The sequence below is a fragment of the Marinobacter manganoxydans MnI7-9 genome, assembly GCF_000235625.1.
Lineage (GTDB): Bacteria > Pseudomonadota > Gammaproteobacteria > Pseudomonadales > Oleiphilaceae > Marinobacter > Marinobacter manganoxydans.
The window spans coordinates 182,117-197,292 of the sequence record NZ_AGTR01000014.1; the positions used below are offsets into that span (position 1 = coordinate 182,117).

The 15,176-nt window shown below is 59.6% G+C and carries 11 protein-coding genes; 4 read left to right on the plus strand and 7 right to left on the minus strand.

All coding sequences use genetic code 11. The features are described from left to right. Positions 1–80: 80 nt before the first annotated feature. Entirely contained in the window at positions 81–1,937 is a 1,857-nt protein-coding gene (locus KYE_RS03840; RefSeq protein WP_008170574.1) for a putative bifunctional diguanylate cyclase/phosphodiesterase, read from the plus strand. Here KYE_RS03840 and KYE_RS03845 read toward each other — a convergent pair. Then, positions 1,922–2,665 (minus strand): pseudouridine synthase, encoded by a 744-nt coding sequence (locus tag KYE_RS03845; RefSeq protein WP_008170576.1) that lies wholly within the window; start codon positions 2,663–2,665, stop codon positions 1,922–1,924. The genes KYE_RS03840 and KYE_RS03845 overlap by 16 nt on opposite strands. A gap of 154 nt (positions 2,666–2,819) precedes the next feature. Between KYE_RS03845 and KYE_RS03850 the strand changes: the two genes are divergently transcribed. Then, on the plus strand, positions 2,820–4,445 hold the full coding sequence (locus KYE_RS03850; protein ID WP_008170578.1) for a methyl-accepting chemotaxis protein: 1,626 nt from the start codon (positions 2,820–2,822) through the stop codon (positions 4,443–4,445). Here KYE_RS03850 and KYE_RS03855 read toward each other — a convergent pair. Next, entirely contained in the window at positions 4,442–7,525 is a 3,084-nt protein-coding gene (locus KYE_RS03855; RefSeq protein WP_008170579.1) for an efflux RND transporter permease subunit, read from the minus strand. The two genes, KYE_RS03850 and KYE_RS03855, sit on opposite strands and share 4 nt — an antisense overlap. A 5-nt stretch (positions 7,526–7,530) precedes the next feature. Further along, positions 7,531–8,613: an efflux RND transporter periplasmic adaptor subunit gene (locus KYE_RS03860; protein ID WP_008170581.1), complete on the minus strand. Its 1,083-nt coding sequence runs from the start codon at positions 8,611–8,613 to the stop codon at positions 7,531–7,533. A gap of 311 nt (positions 8,614–8,924) precedes the next feature. Here KYE_RS03860 and ilvG point away from each other — a divergent pair, with 311 nt between their 5' ends. Then, positions 8,925–10,625, plus strand: coding sequence for an acetolactate synthase 2 catalytic subunit (gene ilvG, locus KYE_RS03865; protein ID WP_008170584.1), 1,701 nt, complete (start codon positions 8,925–8,927; stop codon positions 10,623–10,625). Then, a complete protein-coding gene (locus tag KYE_RS03870; RefSeq protein ID WP_008170585.1) occupies positions 10,622–10,900 on the plus strand; it encodes an ACT domain-containing protein in 279 nt (92 codons plus the stop codon). The genes ilvG and KYE_RS03870 overlap by 4 nt, the downstream gene beginning before the upstream one ends. 454 nt (positions 10,901–11,354) lie before the next feature. Here the strand turns inward: KYE_RS03870 and cynS are convergent, their stop codons facing one another. Genes cynS through KYE_RS03890 form a run of 4 tightly spaced genes read right to left on the minus strand, consistent with a single transcriptional unit; the run spans position 11,355 to position 15,047 of the window. After that, positions 11,355–11,798 carry a cyanase gene (gene cynS, locus KYE_RS03875; RefSeq protein WP_008170587.1) on the minus strand — a complete coding sequence of 148 codons (444 nt, stop codon included), beginning with the start codon at positions 11,796–11,798 and terminating at the stop codon, positions 11,355–11,357. Positions 11,799–11,825: 27 nt separating this feature from the next. Continuing rightward, positions 11,826–12,740 (minus strand): ABC transporter ATP-binding protein, encoded by a 915-nt coding sequence (locus tag KYE_RS03880; protein ID WP_008170588.1) that lies wholly within the window; start codon positions 12,738–12,740, stop codon positions 11,826–11,828. 55 nt (positions 12,741–12,795) lie between these two features. Next, on the minus strand, positions 12,796–13,623 hold the full coding sequence (gene ntrB / locus KYE_RS03885; protein ID WP_008170590.1) for a nitrate ABC transporter permease: 828 nt from the start codon (positions 13,621–13,623) through the stop codon (positions 12,796–12,798). Positions 13,624–13,625: 2 nt separating this feature from the next. Then, positions 13,626–15,047 (minus strand): ABC transporter substrate-binding protein, encoded by a 1,422-nt coding sequence (locus KYE_RS03890; RefSeq protein ID WP_008170591.1) that lies wholly within the window; start codon positions 15,045–15,047, stop codon positions 13,626–13,628. Positions 15,048–15,176: the final 129 nt, after the last annotated feature.

The window sequence follows — 15,176 nt, forward strand, 5'->3', positions numbered from 1 at the left end:
AGACATAACCTGTTCAAGTATCCAAACCGAGAGCCAAGGCCGTTCGTAATTCGAAGAAGGACAATTTATTGAGCCCGGCCATGCGTGACAGTGAAGTCCTCGTGACCCACCACAAGGCACTGATGGAGCTGAGCCACAATACCAGCTTTATCGAGATGCCCCGCCCCCGGAAGCTGGCAGCACTCATGGAGCTGTGCACCCGGCTGTTGGGCGTGAAACGGGCGAGTGTCTGGCTTTTCCCTCCGGAACGGGACCGGATCACCTGCGAGTGGCTTCACGACACAGAGCTGCCCGGCCGCAATAGCTGCATCGCGCAGAATGGCTCAGAGTTCAACCTGTTTCGCTCAGACCACCCTGACTACTTCCGCGCCATCACCGAAGAACGAGTCATTGCCGTGGAAGACGCCCGCAATGATATCCGTACCCGTTCCTTCGACCGCGATTATCTGTCCGTGCAAAACATTCATTCCATGTTAGACGCGCCGATTTTCGACGGCGAACAGCTCAGCGGGGTTGTCTGCCTGGAGTCAAGTGTGCGCCGTGACTGGTCGGTCCCGGACATTTCGCTGTCAGCTGCCATTGCAGACACCATAAGCCTGATGAACACTCACGAGGCATGGCTGAGATCCAAGCGGGCGCTGGAATACGTCAGTCGCTACGACTCCCTCACCGGACTCGCCAACATTGATTCACTGCGTGACCGGCTGAACCACCTGGTGCGCAAGATCAAAGGCCGGGGTACCGGCAGTCTTGCACTGCTCTGGATTGACGTTGACCGCCTGAAAACCATCAACGATGGCCTTGGCCCTCAGGCGGGGGATCAGGTCATCGCCGATATCGGACAGCGCCTGAAAGAAATCCAGTTGGCGGGTAAGGACTTTCTGGCGCGCATTGGAGGGGATGAATTTGCCCTGGTTATTCGCAACTACACCCAGCCGAGCTTTCTGGACGAGGTGATCCGCGAGATCCACAGCCGTATTCGCCAGTCTATCCGGGTGTCCGATCAGGATCTGAATGTCAGTGCCAGTGTGGGCATCTGTCACTTCCCGGGCGATTGCCACGAGTCAGAAGAACTGCTCAGAGGTGCAGAGGCTGCGATGTACCACGCGAAGCGGCAGGGCGGGGACCGTTCGACCCTGTTCGATTCGGAAATCCAGATGACAGCCCGCTCCCGGTTTGCGCTCGAGAGCGAGCTGCGGGAAACACTCAGAACCAGCGGCCTCGATGTCTTCTACCAGCCAATCATGGACCGCACGGGAACACAGCTGGAAAGCGCCGAGGCCCTGGTTCGCTGGCAGCACCCGCAACGTGGCTGGCTGTCACCGATTGAATTTCTGGACGTGGCGCGCAGCGCCGGCCTGATGTATGAGCTGGGCGCCTGTGTGCTGAAAAACGTCTGCGCTCACTGGCGTGAGGCAAAAGACCGGAATACGCCATTACCAACGATATCCGTCAACCTGTCGGCAGAGCAGATATTGGTCCCAGAGTTGCCAGAGCTGGTAAAAGAGATCTGCGGTAACCAGGGCATGCCGGTCAGTGCCCTGCAGTTTGAGGTGACCGAAGACTCCATCCAGGGTGATTTCAGTGTCATCGGTCGGGTTCTGGAACAGCTGGTACACGCCGGCGCCGAGCTCGCTATCGACGACTTTGGCACCGGGTACTCATCGCTGTCCCGGCTCAAAAGCCTGCCCTTCTCCCGCATCAAGATCGACCGCTCGTTCATCAACAACCTTCCGGATGACGAAAACGATTGCGCTATCACCCTGTCGATCATTGGCCTGGCCAGGGGGCTTGGCCTTTCTGTCGTTGCAGAAGGTGTGGAGAGCGAAGCCCATGAAAGCTGGCTGTTCGAGAAAGGCTGCGACTACCTTCAGGGCTACCGTTACAGTAAACCGCTTCCCTACCCAGGGTTTATCAAGCGCTACTTTTCCGAGTGATCCCGTACGTCAAATCCCGGGAATAGCGATAGCACCTCCAGAAAACTCGCTTCCGGCGCGGCGCTAATGGTCAGTGGTTTACCCGAAACCGGGTGCTGGAATGCCATCCGGGTTGCGGCCAGCATCAACCGCCCCTGGCCGAATCGCTCTGCAAAATAGCGGTTGTGGCGGCCCCGACCGTGATTGGCATCGCCAATGATCGGGTGGTTGATGTGTTTCATATGCCTGCGCAACTGGTGCTTTCGGCCAGTTTTCGGGTTCAGTTCAACAACGGCGTAGCGACTGCTCGGGTATTTCTCGATCTCCACTGGTATCTCGGTCGTCGCCAGCGTGCGGTAATAAGTGAGAGCGTCCCGCACCGGCTGCTCTTCCCCTTTCAGCCGTCGATCCTCCGGTTCCTCTCGCAAGGGATGATCAATCTCCCCGTGTTCCGGCGGCCAGCCACGCACCATCGCCAGATAGGTTTTCGTCACCTCACCGGCCATCAGCGCCATACCCAGCGTGCGGGCAGTGTCGCTGTCCCTGGCAAACACCAGGACGCCGGAGGTAGGCCGGTCCAGTCGATGGACCGGGTAAACATGCTGGCCCTCATTTAGCGCCCGGGCATATTGCAGGGCAAACTCGGTTTCGTGTTTGTCGATAGGGCTCCGGTGAACCAACAGCCCGGCCGGTTTGTGGACAGCCAGAAGGTGTTCGTCCCGGTAAAGAACGGTTAGTGGGTTGCTCATAAGATAGATGTCATAAAAGCTTCATATTCAAGTCGGCCAATTGCATTCAAGAGCCCGCTTCTCTAGCCGATACCAAAGTAGATAACCTAATCAACTAACGCTACGTATACACTAGCGACACACCCTTACCATCGATCGCTCCCAGGAATAGCTGATGAACTGGTACTCGAAAAGCATTCTCAACCGGGTTCTTCTCGTCGTTTTGACGGCAAATCTAGTCGTCGCCGCAGTGGCGGTGATTTACCTGAACTTCTCCCTGAAAGTCAAAGATGACTTCAACAGTCTTGTAAGTACCAGGATGGTGAACGCCCTTGAAGCCCAGGATGTGCTTTCTGATTTCAAGACCCAGGTCCAGGAGTGGAAAAACGTCCTGATCCGCGGAGCCGACCCGGAACAACTGGACAAATACTGGGGCCGATTTCAGCAGCGCGAAGCATCAATACAGAGCCAGCTTGATGACCTGATTCCCCGAATTCAGGAGCCACAGGCAAAGTCACTGATGTCCGACTTCAAACAGGCACACCAGACGATGGGGCGTGCCTATCGTGAGGGATTCGAGGCGTTCACACGCTCAGGCTTTGATCCGAACGCAGGCGATGCCGCGGTACAGGGGATCGACCGTGAACCTGCCAGACTGATTGTAGATGCTGCAACCGCAGTCCGTGAAGATAGCCTTGTCCGGGCCCGAACCCTGAACACCGTTGTCACCGAGCGTAGCTGGCTGGTGGCGGGTCTTCTGATTGCCGCCATCATTCTGGGTACCATCGCGCTGATAATGATCCTGTTGTCAGGTGTGGTCCGGCCCGCACAGAAGCTCACCTCGCAGATCTCCCGACTGGGCGACGGTGATCTTTCGGATCCTGTAACCATGCAGCGGGCTGACGAATTGGGGCAATTGGCCGACGCTGCCCGAAGCCTGCACCGCTTCCTCAGCGATACCGGAAGCCAACTGAGCGAGAACGCCAGGCAACTGAACGATACCGGCGAGTTGATCCGCCAGAACGCCGACAGTGTCGTCAGCCAGTCTGACCTGGCCCACCAGCGCATTGAGCAGATTGCGACAGCCATGAACGAAATGTCTGCCACCGCGGAGGATGTGGCCAGTCACGCTGCCTCGGTAGCCACCGAAGTGAGCCAGACATCCGACGAGACGGCTACAGCGGATTCGCAGATCAACAAGGCGGTAGACAGCATGCGGCGTCTGACCGACCAGATCCGGAACTCGGCCGAAACCGTCAACCAACTCGCCAATGATGGTAAAAAGGTCGGCGACGTTATGCAGGTTATCCGGGAAATTGCAGACCAGACCAACCTGCTGGCCCTGAACGCCGCCATTGAGGCGGCCCGGGCCGGCGACGCAGGTCGCGGATTCGCGGTGGTTGCCGATGAAGTCCGGAACCTGGCTGCCAAGACCCAGGAAGCCACCGTGGAAATTGACCAGATCATTGGCGCCATCAGTGGGGCTTCGCGGGACGCCACCGAGTTCATGCAGGCCTCAGGCGTTGTAGCCCAGGAAAGCAGTGAGGCCGTTGAAGCCGTTCGCGCCACCCTGGCCGAAATCAACCGGCGCATGGGCAGCATCAACGACGCAACAACCCAGGTTGCTACAGCGGCCGAAGAACAGACCAGTGTCTGTGAAGACATCAACCGCAATGTCACGGATGTGGCCGAAACCTCCGAAGCCATGCACCAGGCTGCTGAAAACAACCTGCGCACGGTACCTGAACTGGAAGCCATGGCTGCCCGGGCCCAGGAACTGGCGGGCCGGATCAAGCATTAAGTAGTTCGGAATCGGCTGGTCAGTCTCCCGAAAGCCTGACCGGCCCGGTTACCCAGCACCAGCAATGCAGGTGTGAGCAACAGCGTCAGCACCGTAGCAAACGCCAATCCCCCCGCGATGGCACTGGACAGCTGGGTCCACCACTGGGTTGATGGCGCACCAAGGCCCAGGGAGGGCGTCAGCAGGTCCACATTGACGCCGAGGACCATGGGCATCAATCCCAGCACAGTGGTGATGGCCGTCAGCAGCACCGGCCTCAGGCGAAAGCAACCGGTTTCCAGGGCGGCCTCGTAGGCCTCAACCCCGTCCTTGCGCATCTGGTTGTAGGTATCGATCAGAATGATGTTGTTGTTTACCACGATGCCTGCCAGGGCAATCGTACCCATTCCCACCATCACAATGCCGAACGACTGACCGTTTACCAGAAGCCCGAGCAGCACCCCGGCGGTGGAGAGCACAATCGCCGAGAGAATCAGGAAGGTCTGGTACAACGAATTGAACTGGGTCACCAGTATCAACAGCATGAGGCCGATGGCTACCAGGAAGGCCGTCGCAAGGAAGTTTGATGCCTGCTGCTGATCCTCGTTCTCGCCGGCAAACTTCACCGAAATTCCCTCTGGCGGTTCCGGCATCTCGGCCTGCAGGGCCCGCAGCAGCTCATCCACGCGGCGCCCCTGTGCCAGATCGGATTTGATGGTTACCGTGCGCTGGCCATCCACCCGGACAATACTGTTGGTTTTGTCGCCCGGGCGAAGATCGACGAATTCAGAGAGCGGCACCTGGCCCCGGGAGGTATGAATGGTCTGGCGCTGCAGATGATCCAGTTCCCGCCAGTTATTCGGAACTCGCACCACGATGTCCACTTCATCCCGCACGTCTTCAGGGCGATAGGTGGCCAGTTTCAACCCGTTGGTCACCAAGCGCACGGCACTGCCGATACCCAGCACATCGGTACCGAAGCGAGCGGCGGCTTCCCGGTCAACCTGCAGCCGCCACTCAATCCCCGGAAGGCTGCGGTCGTCTTCGATGTCCACGAAACCACCGAGCTCACGCATGCGGTCTTTGATTTCGTCCACGTAGCCATTGAGACTGTTTGCTTCGCGGCTGCTCACCTGTAGCTCTATCGGTTTGCCTTCGGCAGGCCCACCTTCCTGTTTGCGGAATTCCAGCTCAACGCCCGCTATATCAGAGGTCATGTCGCGGAAGTCCTCGAGAATCGCGCTGGCCGGTCGCCGGGTGAACCAGTCGGTAAACTGGAATTGCAGAACGCCTATGACATCTGGCGCCAGTTGCGAGCTGGTCTGTACCATTGAGCGGGCGTACAGGGCCTTCACCTCGGGCATGCCACGCAACCGCTGCTCCACTTCACGCACAATGGCATCCCGCTCCCACACTGAAAGATCACCCCTCGCCCTCACCTGAACCTGGGCGGAATCCGGCTCCACACTGGGGAAGAACTCAACCCCATGGTTGAAGCGGGCGTACGCGGCGTAGATCACGGCGATCACGCAGAGCACACCAATCAACGTCAGCCCCGGTGAACGAAGTAGCAGCCCCAGTACCCGTCGATAACCCTCCATCAGGCGCCCCGAAGAATGCCCCTGCCGCGCCCGGCGCCCCCCACTGGTGCTGCCCAGCACGGGCAGGAACACCAGCGCCATGGCCAGGGAAGCAATCAGACAGATAATCACCGTCAGCGGCAGGAACTTCATGAACTCCCCGACAACGCCGGGCCAGAACAACAACGGCACAAACACCGCCAGCGTGGTTGCGGTCGACGCAATAATGGGCCAGGCCATGCGACTGGCCGCCTCGGCCCAGGCGTGCTTTACCGTCTGCCCCTCCGACAGGTTCCGGTCCGCCAGCTCCGACACAACAATGGCGCCATCCACCAGCATGCCGGCCACCAGGATCAGACTGAACAGCACCACGATGTTGAGCGTGAGCCCCATGCTCCAGATCACCAGGATGCCGGTGAGGAAGGCACCAGGAATCGTCAGCCCCACCATAACCGCCGAACGCGGCCCCATGGCGGCAATCACCACAATCAGAACCAGCACGATGGCGGTGAGCACGTTATTCAGCAGGTCACTGAGAATATCCCGGACTTCCTCGGACTGGTCCATGATGTAGCGGATTTCCAGAGAGTCCGGCAGCTCCGGTCTGGCCTGATCAATCAACTCACGAACCTGGGCAATGGTCTCGATAATGTTGGCACCCGAGCGCTTGGAGACTTCCAGCACCAGCGCCGGCTCCCCATTGATACGAGCGAAACCGGTGGGGTCCTTGAAGGTACGCTGGAGCATGGCCACATCGCCGAAGGTGACCACTGTGTCACCGTCCACCTTGATCGGCATGGACATCACATCCTCGATGGTTTCGATCACCCCGGGCACTTTCAGGGCCATGCGGCCATTGCCGGTATCCAGCGAGCCGGCCGCCACCAGCTGATTGTTGCGGGTTACCAGCGAAGCCAGCTGATCAAAATCAACGCCATAGCTCTCCAGCACCTGGGGATCGACCACGATTTCCAGCAGATCCTCCCGATCGCCACCAATCTCCACTTCCAGAACTTCCGGGATAGACTCGATGGCATCCTGGAACCGCCGGGCGATGGTTATCAGCTCCCGCTCCGACAAGGGGCCAGACAGACCCACGGACAGCACCGGGAACAGGGACACGTTGATCTCGTTTACCCTGGGTTCATCCGCTTCCTGGGGCAGCTTGGTACGTGCTGTATCCACTTTCTCCCGCACGTCCTGAAGCGCCTTGTCCGGATCAAACCCGGCATCGAACTCCAGCATCACCGAGGCATGACCTTCCGAGGCGGTACCACGCATTTCCTTGATGCCTTCAAGCGAACGCAGCTCCTGCTCCATGGGCCGCACCAGCAGACGCTCGGCGTCCTCCGGGCTGATGCCATCCAGGGTCATGGAGACATAGATCATGGGGATGGTGACGTCGGGGTTGGCTTCCTTCGGGATGGTCTGAAACGCGGCAATACCCCCGAGCAGGAGGAACAGAAGCGTCAGCAAGGTGGTCCGGCTGCGATCAATGGCTGCGAAGATCAGTGCGCGCATGCGGTCTAGCCCCTGTCTTCAGCGGCGTCGACCGGCACAACCTGTTCCCCGGTGCTGACGAAACCACCGCCGCGGGTAATCAGGCGGATCTCATCCGGCAAGCCGGTCACCCAGGCACCCTCGGTGGATACACTCAACAACTTCACTTCACCGAACTCGACACGGTTCTCACCGTTCACGTATTTCACACCGGGGCGACCGTCATCACCGAGGGACAAATAAGCGGGTGAGATAAACATCGCCTTTACCTCCGGCAATGCCACCCGCAGGCTGGCGCTGCCACCGGCCACCCGTTTGCGATCCGGATTCTCCACCGCGATCTCCACGGCAAAACTCCGGGTTTCGGGCGAGGCAGCGCTGGCCACAAAGGTCACCACGCCAGAAAGACGGCTGCCATCCAGCAAATCCACGCGAACAGACTGACCGGGCGCCACATTGCCCACCGATTGCTGGGGGATCTGCGCGGTAGCCTTCAGGCGATCCACCCTCACCAATTGAAACAGGGGGGAACCCACCTGCACCAGATCGCCGATATCCACCGATTTGCTGTTGATAGTGCCGTCAAAAGGCGCCTCGGGAGTGAGGTGGCTGATGGCCTGTCGGGCACCGGTCAGCTCCGCTTCAGCGGCAGCAAGTTCGCTTTCCAGGCTCAAAATCTGGGATTCCGAGGCAAGGTTATTGGCGCGGAGCCGGCGGGCCGCCACCAGGTCCGCTTCCAGTTTCCGAACCTGGGACTGCCAGCGCAACACCGCGGCACTCCGCCCTTCATCAGCTATCGTAAGCAGCTTCTGACCCTGCTGGACCTGCTCACCCAGACTCACAGCCAGAGACTCCACGCGGCCGGGCACCTGGGCACTCAGCATCACCGAACTCCAGGGCTCCAACTGGCCCTGCAGCATCAGGCCCGGCTCATGCAGCCGGGCCGTCAGGGTTTCCACCTGCACCGTTGTAGGCTGATCATCGCCGCTGTCCTGACGTTCCGGAGCCTCGTCACTGGCCACCTTCACCTCGCCAGTCGCCATCCAGATCACCATTGCGATCACGATCAGAAGTGACAGTCCGAGAGAACCCCATTTTGCTTTCGTCATTGAATGCTCACTGTTGCTGAATCGAGGGTGGCAGAAAAAACCGGCAATTAACGGTTGCATCCGGCTAAAAACGTGGGGTAGATTCTACACAGAATCTTTTTACGAATTCAGAGCAGACTGTCGATTTTATGAATCTCAACGCAGTGATTGTCCTTGTGAAGCTTGTCCTGGTGGTCGTGGTACCGTCCGGGGGCTTCTGCGTGGACAAGCGGGTGAGATAGCGACAAACCTGACAAGACACCAGAAACCCCCGGCACCGAAAGGTCCCGGGGGTTTCTTTTTTTACGGCAAAAGAAAAGGGAAAGACGACCATGAACGGCGCACAGCACATTCTTGACGCGTTCCACCGCCACAACATCAGCACGGTTTTCGGGTATCCGGGCGGCTGCATCATGCCGCTATACGACGCGCTGGTGGACGATGTGGGCGTGGAGCATGTGCTGTGCCGCCATGAACAGGGCTGCGCCCTGGCGGCAGACGGCTACGCCCGGGCCAGTGGCAAGCTGGGCGTCTGCATTGCCACGTCGGGCCCCGGCGCCACCAACCTGATCACCGGCGTTGCCAACGCGCACCGGGATTCCATTCCCATGCTGGTGATCACCGGCCAGGTTCCCTCGGGCCTGATCGGCACCGACGCCTTCCAGGAAACCGACGTACTGGGCATGACCCTGGGCATCGTTAAACACAGCTACCTGATCGATGATGCCAACAGCCTGCCGACCATCATGGAAGAGGCGATCGAACTGGCTCAGAGCGGTCGCCCCGGGCCGGTCTGGATTGATATCCCCAAGGACCTGTTGCTGTCCGAAGCGGCCGATGCGCCCTTCCCCCAGCCTGAAGCCCGTGAAACAGCTTCAACCGACCTGACGGAAGCCCTGGCGATGCTGCGCGCCGCCCGCAAGCCCCTGCTTTACACCGGCGGTGGCATCAGCCTGGCCCACGCCGAGGACAGCTTCCGGGCCTTTGCCGAATCCTCCGCCCTGCCCGCGGTTGTGACTCTGAAGGGCATCGGCAACCCCGGCAAACACAATCCTTATAACCTAGGCATGCTGGGCATGCACGGTTCCCGGGCAGCCAACAAGGCGGTCGACGAGTGCGACCTGCTGCTGGTTATCGGCGCGCGCCTTGATGATCGCGCCACCGGCAAACTGGATGGCTTTGCGCCCAACGCCAGGATGATCCACATTGATGCTGATGCCGCCGAAATCAACAAACTGCGCGGCGCCGATCTGGCCATCCGCGGCGACCTGAACGAGATACTGAAATCACTGGCGGACGCATTGCAGGCCGAGCCACTGGCCATCAGTGATTGGCAGAAACAGTGCCGCACCTGGCACACCACCGGTGGCTTCCATGCGGCCGACAACGATGATCCGATGGCCCCGATCACCGGCCCGGCTTTCATCCGCCAGCTCTCCCGGATTGCCCCGGACGACACCGTCATCGCCTGCGACGTTGGCCAGCACCAGATGTGGGTAGCCCAGCACTACGAATTCGACCACCCACGGCACCACCTCACCAGTGGCGGCCTCGGCACCATGGGCTTCGGCCTGCCTGCTGCCATCGGCGCCCAGTTTGCGGATCGCAACAGCACCGTCATCAACGTCACCGGCGATGGCTCGTTCATGATGAACGCCCAGGAACTGGCCACCATCCGCCGCTACAACCTGCCGGTAAAACTGATCGTCATGGACAACCAGTGCCTGGGCATGGTCCGCCAGCAGCAGGAACTGTTCTACAACAACCGCGAAAGCCAGATAAACCTGGACGACAACCCCGACTTCGTCGCCATGGCCCGGGCCTTCGACATTCCGGCCCTGCACATCGAACGCACCGACCAGATCCGCCGCGGCATCGAAACCATCCTGGCCTACAACGGCCCGATGCTGCTGCACGTTGCCATCAGCCGTGAAGAAAACGTATGGCCCATCGTCAAACCCGGCGCAAGCAACACAGACATGATCGACGAAACCGCCCGCACCGCAAAAGCCAGCAAGGAGCAAGTTGCATGAACCCGCAAAGCCAGCCATCAACGCCCAGCTACACCATCAACTGCCGCATGACCCACGAAGCCGCCGCCCTGGAGCGGCTCTGCCAGGTGGTCCGCATCCGCGGGTTCCGGATTGCCACCATGGCGGTTGAAACCGCTGGCGAGCATCTGGATATCGCACTGACTTTGGAGGGTACAAGGCCGATTGCCATGTTGCAGTCGCAACTGGAGAAGCTGCACACGGTTGCCGAGGTTGCCCTCGCGGCTGGATCTGTGGCCCGGTCTCGTTCGGCCTGAGACTTTGGGGGGTATCGTCCTTTCCTAGCCTGAGGTTTGGCGGGCGTGGTCTTTCTGTAGCCTGAGATTTGGCGGGCAGGTACGGGGGTGGGGGTATCTTTTCTTCGGGGAAAACAACTCGCTGCGCTCAGACATCTTTTCCCTGTCAGAAAAAATACCCCCACCCCCTACCGACGGGCAGCAGCGATAATTCTAAAGGGAATATTTCGTAGGATTAGCGAAGCGTAATCCGACAAAACCCGTTGGATTACGCCTGCGGCTAATCCAACCTACAAAAGCACAAAAATCCTTAAACCGGTGAACCCGTGTTGCACGTCGGCGCGGGGTGGCAGGTGGATTTTTCGCCGGAAAAAGGTGTCTGAGCGAAGCGAGTTCTTTTTCCAAGAAAAACTCCACCTGCCACCCCGCAGGCCCGCCCCTCAACCAACAGGCTACAAAGGCGGGCTCTTCCGATTTACCAGGCTTTGTAAGGCAGGAACTTCCCGTTCATAGTCACGACCACACGGTCGCCCTTCGGATTCTCTTCCTTCTCGATGTCCATGGTGAAATCGATGGCACTCATGATGCCGTCGCCGAACTTCTCATGGATGAGCTCTTTTATAGTGTCGCCGTAGACACCCACCACTTCGTACAAACGGTAAATCAGCGGATCCTGCGGAACGGCGCCGTCCCAGGCTTTTTTGGGGCAGACCTGCAGGGCTTCGGCTATCGGCTTGTCCAGGTCGAGGACTTCGCACAGGGCAAAGGCCTTGTCTTCGGTGAGGCTGTTCATACCCAGGGCCGCTGAGGTGGTGAACACCGGGGATAGGCCGATGGTTTCGGCGATGGCTTCCCAGGTCATTCCCTTGGACACTTTGGCTTCCAGGATTTTGGCGGTCATCAGTTCTTTGTTCATCATGGCTGTTTCCTCTCTTGGGTTTTAACGTCAGGCATTCACCGCACGGGCGGCAGTCTCAGATTCGGATTCGGTTTCAGAGTCGGCAGACGCTGGCGTGGACTGGGCAACGCCTTTGGCGGGTTCGACGATTTTCGGGGTGCCGTCTTTTTCCGGCAGAGCCGAGCCGCTTCGGTTGACCAGGAAGTCCACCAGGTAGTCCCGGGTTTTGTGGTAGGCCGGGTTCTGGAAGATGGTGGCCCGGGCCCGCGGGTGCGGAATGTCCACTTTCACGCTCTCAGCGATGCGGGCGTTGGGGCCGTTCGACATCAGGAAGATGCGGTCAGACAGTAGAATGGCTTCGTCCACATCGTGGGTGATCATGAACACGGTCTGGCGGGTTTCTTCCCAGATTTTCACCAGCTCGTCCTGAATCACACCCCGGGTGAGCGCATCCAGCGCGCCGAAAGGCTCGTCCAGCAGCAGGAGTTCCGGCTGGGTGGCGAAGGCCCGGGCGATACTCACCCGCTGACGCATACCGCCGGACAGCTGGGACGGCTTGCGGTTCAGGGCGTGGTCCAGGCCCACCATCTTCAGGTAGCGTTCGCTGTGCTCTTTCACCTTTTCCTTGGACCACTCCGGCCAGCGGGCGCGCACGGCGAAGACGATGTTGTTCAGGGTGGTTTTCCAGGGCAGCAGGCTGTAGTTCTGGAACACAACCCCGCGCTCAAGGCCTGGGCCTTTGATTTCCTTGCCGTTCATCACCACGTTGCCGGCGCTGGCTTCGTCCAGGCCTGCCAACACGTTCAGGATGGTGGATTTGCCGCAACCGGAGTGGCCGATGATGCAAACAAACTCACCTTTCTCCAGGGCAAAGCGGATATCCTCGAAGACGGTCAGCTCACCGCCCTGGCCGTCCGGATAGACTTTGGACAGGCCATCTACTTCCAGGAATGATTTACTCATAACAGGTCTCCATTCGGAGGGTTGAGGCCGGCACCGGAAACCGGTGCCGGACCGCTCATTCTTTGTATTCCACCAGTTTCTGGGCCTTGCCCAGGGCCAGGTCGAGCAGCATGCCCACCACCCCGATCATCAGGATGGAGAAGATCACACTGGCCAGATCCAGGTTGTTCCATTCGTTCCACACGTAGTAGCCAATGCCGGTGCCGCCCACGAGCATTTCCGCGGCCACGATGACCAGCCAGGCAATGCCAATCGAGATCCGCATGCCGGTCAGAATGGTGGGTGCTGCGGCCGGCAGGATCACCGTAATGGCGGTGCGCAGTGGGCCGAGTTCGTGGGTGCGGGCCACGTTGACCCAGTCCTGCCTCACGTTCGCCACACCAAAGGCGGTGTTCAGAAGCATTGGCCAGATCGAGCAGATGAAGATCACAAAGATCGCTGAGGCATCGGAGTCCTGGATGATGAACAGGGCCAGGGGCATCCAGGCCAGCGGCGAAATTGGCCGCAGCACCTGGATGTAAGGGTTCAGGGCCTTGTACATCAGCGGCGACATGCCGATCAGGAACCCGACGGGCAGCGCAATGGCCATGGCCGCCAGGTAGCCGGTCAATACCCGGTACACCGAATAGGCCAGCTGGATGCCGATGCCCTTGTCGTTGGCGCCGGCGTCATAGAACGGATCGGACAACTCCGCCCAGGCCAGCTTGATCACCGCCGAGGGTGGCGGCACCCGGGATTCCTGCTCCACACCACCCATCAGCATTTCGTATTCGGTCAGTCCTGTCTGGGCCTCCGGGGGCTGGGTTGCCATTTCCCAGAGCCCCAGGGCCAGAATCAGGAACGACACCGACAGCAGTGCTGCCCGGACGTTCAGGGAAGCCATGGTTACACCCTCCCGATGTCGAAGCTGCGTGCGTATTCTTCGGCACGATCAGAATCGAACGTCTTGCCCATGATGGTGTGGGTCTTGTAGGTCTTGTCCGGAGCGGTGTAACCCAGTTCTTCCATGATCTTGCCGGTCTCGCTCGCCAGGTAGACCTGCTCGGCAATGCCTTTGTAGTCCACATCACCCTCGATATAACCCCAGCGCTTCATCTGGGTGAGGATCCACACGCCCATGGAGTGCCACGGGAACGGGTCGAAGTCGATGCGGTCCGGCACGTCTTTTACCTCGCCAAGGCCATCGGCGTAGTAGCCGGTCAGCACCTGCTGAATCACCGGAACCGGCTGGTTCAGATAGTTCTTTGGCGCGATGGCTTCGGAGATTTCCTTACGGTTATCCGGATTGTTGGAGTACTGCGTCGCGTCGATGATGGCGCGCAACAGGGCGCCGTAGGTGTTCGGGTTCTGGGTCGCGAACTGCTTGCTGCAGGCAAAGGCGCAGCACGGGTGGCCTTCCCAGATGTCCTTGGTCAGCATGTGGATGAAGCCCACCTTCTCCCAAACAGCACGCTGGTTGAACGGATCCGGTGACAAGTAGCCATCCAGGTTACCGGCGCGGAGGTTGGCAACCATCTCGGGTGGCGGGACCACACGGATCTGCACATCTTTGTCCGGGTCGATACCGTTCTCGGCCAGGTAGTAACGCAGCAGGAAGTTGTGCATGGAGTACTCGAACGGCACGCCAAACTTGAAGCCTTTCCACTGTTTCGGGTCGCGCTTGTCCTTGTGGTCGACGTGCAGCACGATGGCCTGGCCATTGATGTTCTCAACGGCCGGCATGATGAACGGCTCCGGTGTGGAGCCCGCGCCCATGGTCATCGCCAGGGGCATGGGAGTAAGCATATGTGAGGCGTCGTATTCGCCAGCCAGGGACTTGTCCCGGGCCACCGCCCAACCTGCGGTCTTGGTGACGGTCACATCGAGGCCGTACCGCTCATAAAAGCCCATCGGGTGGGCCATGATGATAGGCGTGGCGCAGGTGATCGGTACAAAACCAACGTTCAGCTTGGTCTTCTCGAGCTTGCCCAGGGATTCCTTCACCGCGGCCTTGGCCTTTTCCATCGGGAACACGCTGCCCAGAACGGCCGCCGCGGTGCCCGCGCCCATCATTTTCATGAAGGCGCGCCGGCTGTGTTCGTTGTGACCAAACACCGAGCGCACCACCGCGCCTTCGATGGCGCGATCCATCATCGCTTCTGAATCCAAATGCTCGTCAGCAACTGCCTGCTGGCCGGCAGAGGGCTTGAGATCGAGGGAAATCGACGGGGTGCTGTCGCCGGGTTTGCACTCGGGGCAGCCGCAGGTCTTGGCATGAATCAGGGACTTGTCACCGTCAAACGGGTTTCCAAGGCTTTTCGTGGTCATGGCGCACTCTCCTGGGTTTGGGACCTAAGTTTTGGGTTATTTCTGCACTCTCACGGTGCAACAAAGGTGCGGCTCGGGCCCGAGGCTGGAAATGGTCGGGTCGGCTCCGCGTTCTGAGAGAGGTATCGC

Coding starts and splice junctions, on each gene's coding strand:
- KYE_RS03840 (WP_008170574.1), top strand. CDS start 81: ATGCGTGACAGTGAAGTCCTCGTGACCCACCACAAGGCACTGATGGAG.
- KYE_RS03845 (WP_008170576.1), bottom strand. CDS start 2,665: ATGAGCAACCCACTAACCGTTCTTTACCGGGACGAACACCTTCTGGCT.
- KYE_RS03850 (WP_008170578.1), top strand. CDS start 2,820: ATGAACTGGTACTCGAAAAGCATTCTCAACCGGGTTCTTCTCGTCGTT.
- KYE_RS03855 (WP_008170579.1), bottom strand. CDS start 7,525: ATGCGCGCACTGATCTTCGCAGCCATTGATCGCAGCCGGACCACCTTG.
- KYE_RS03860 (WP_008170581.1), bottom strand. CDS start 8,613: ATGACGAAAGCAAAATGGGGTTCTCTCGGACTGTCACTTCTGATCGTG.
- ilvG (WP_008170584.1), top strand. CDS start 8,925: ATGAACGGCGCACAGCACATTCTTGACGCGTTCCACCGCCACAACATC.
- KYE_RS03870 (WP_008170585.1), top strand. CDS start 10,622: ATGAACCCGCAAAGCCAGCCATCAACGCCCAGCTACACCATCAACTGC.
- cynS (WP_008170587.1), bottom strand. CDS start 11,798: ATGATGAACAAAGAACTGATGACCGCCAAAATCCTGGAAGCCAAAGTG.
- KYE_RS03880 (WP_008170588.1), bottom strand. CDS start 12,740: ATGAGTAAATCATTCCTGGAAGTAGATGGCCTGTCCAAAGTCTATCCG.
- ntrB (WP_008170590.1), bottom strand. CDS start 13,623: ATGGCTTCCCTGAACGTCCGGGCAGCACTGCTGTCGGTGTCGTTCCTG.
- KYE_RS03890 (WP_008170591.1), bottom strand. CDS start 15,047: ATGACCACGAAAAGCCTTGGAAACCCGTTTGACGGTGACAAGTCCCTG.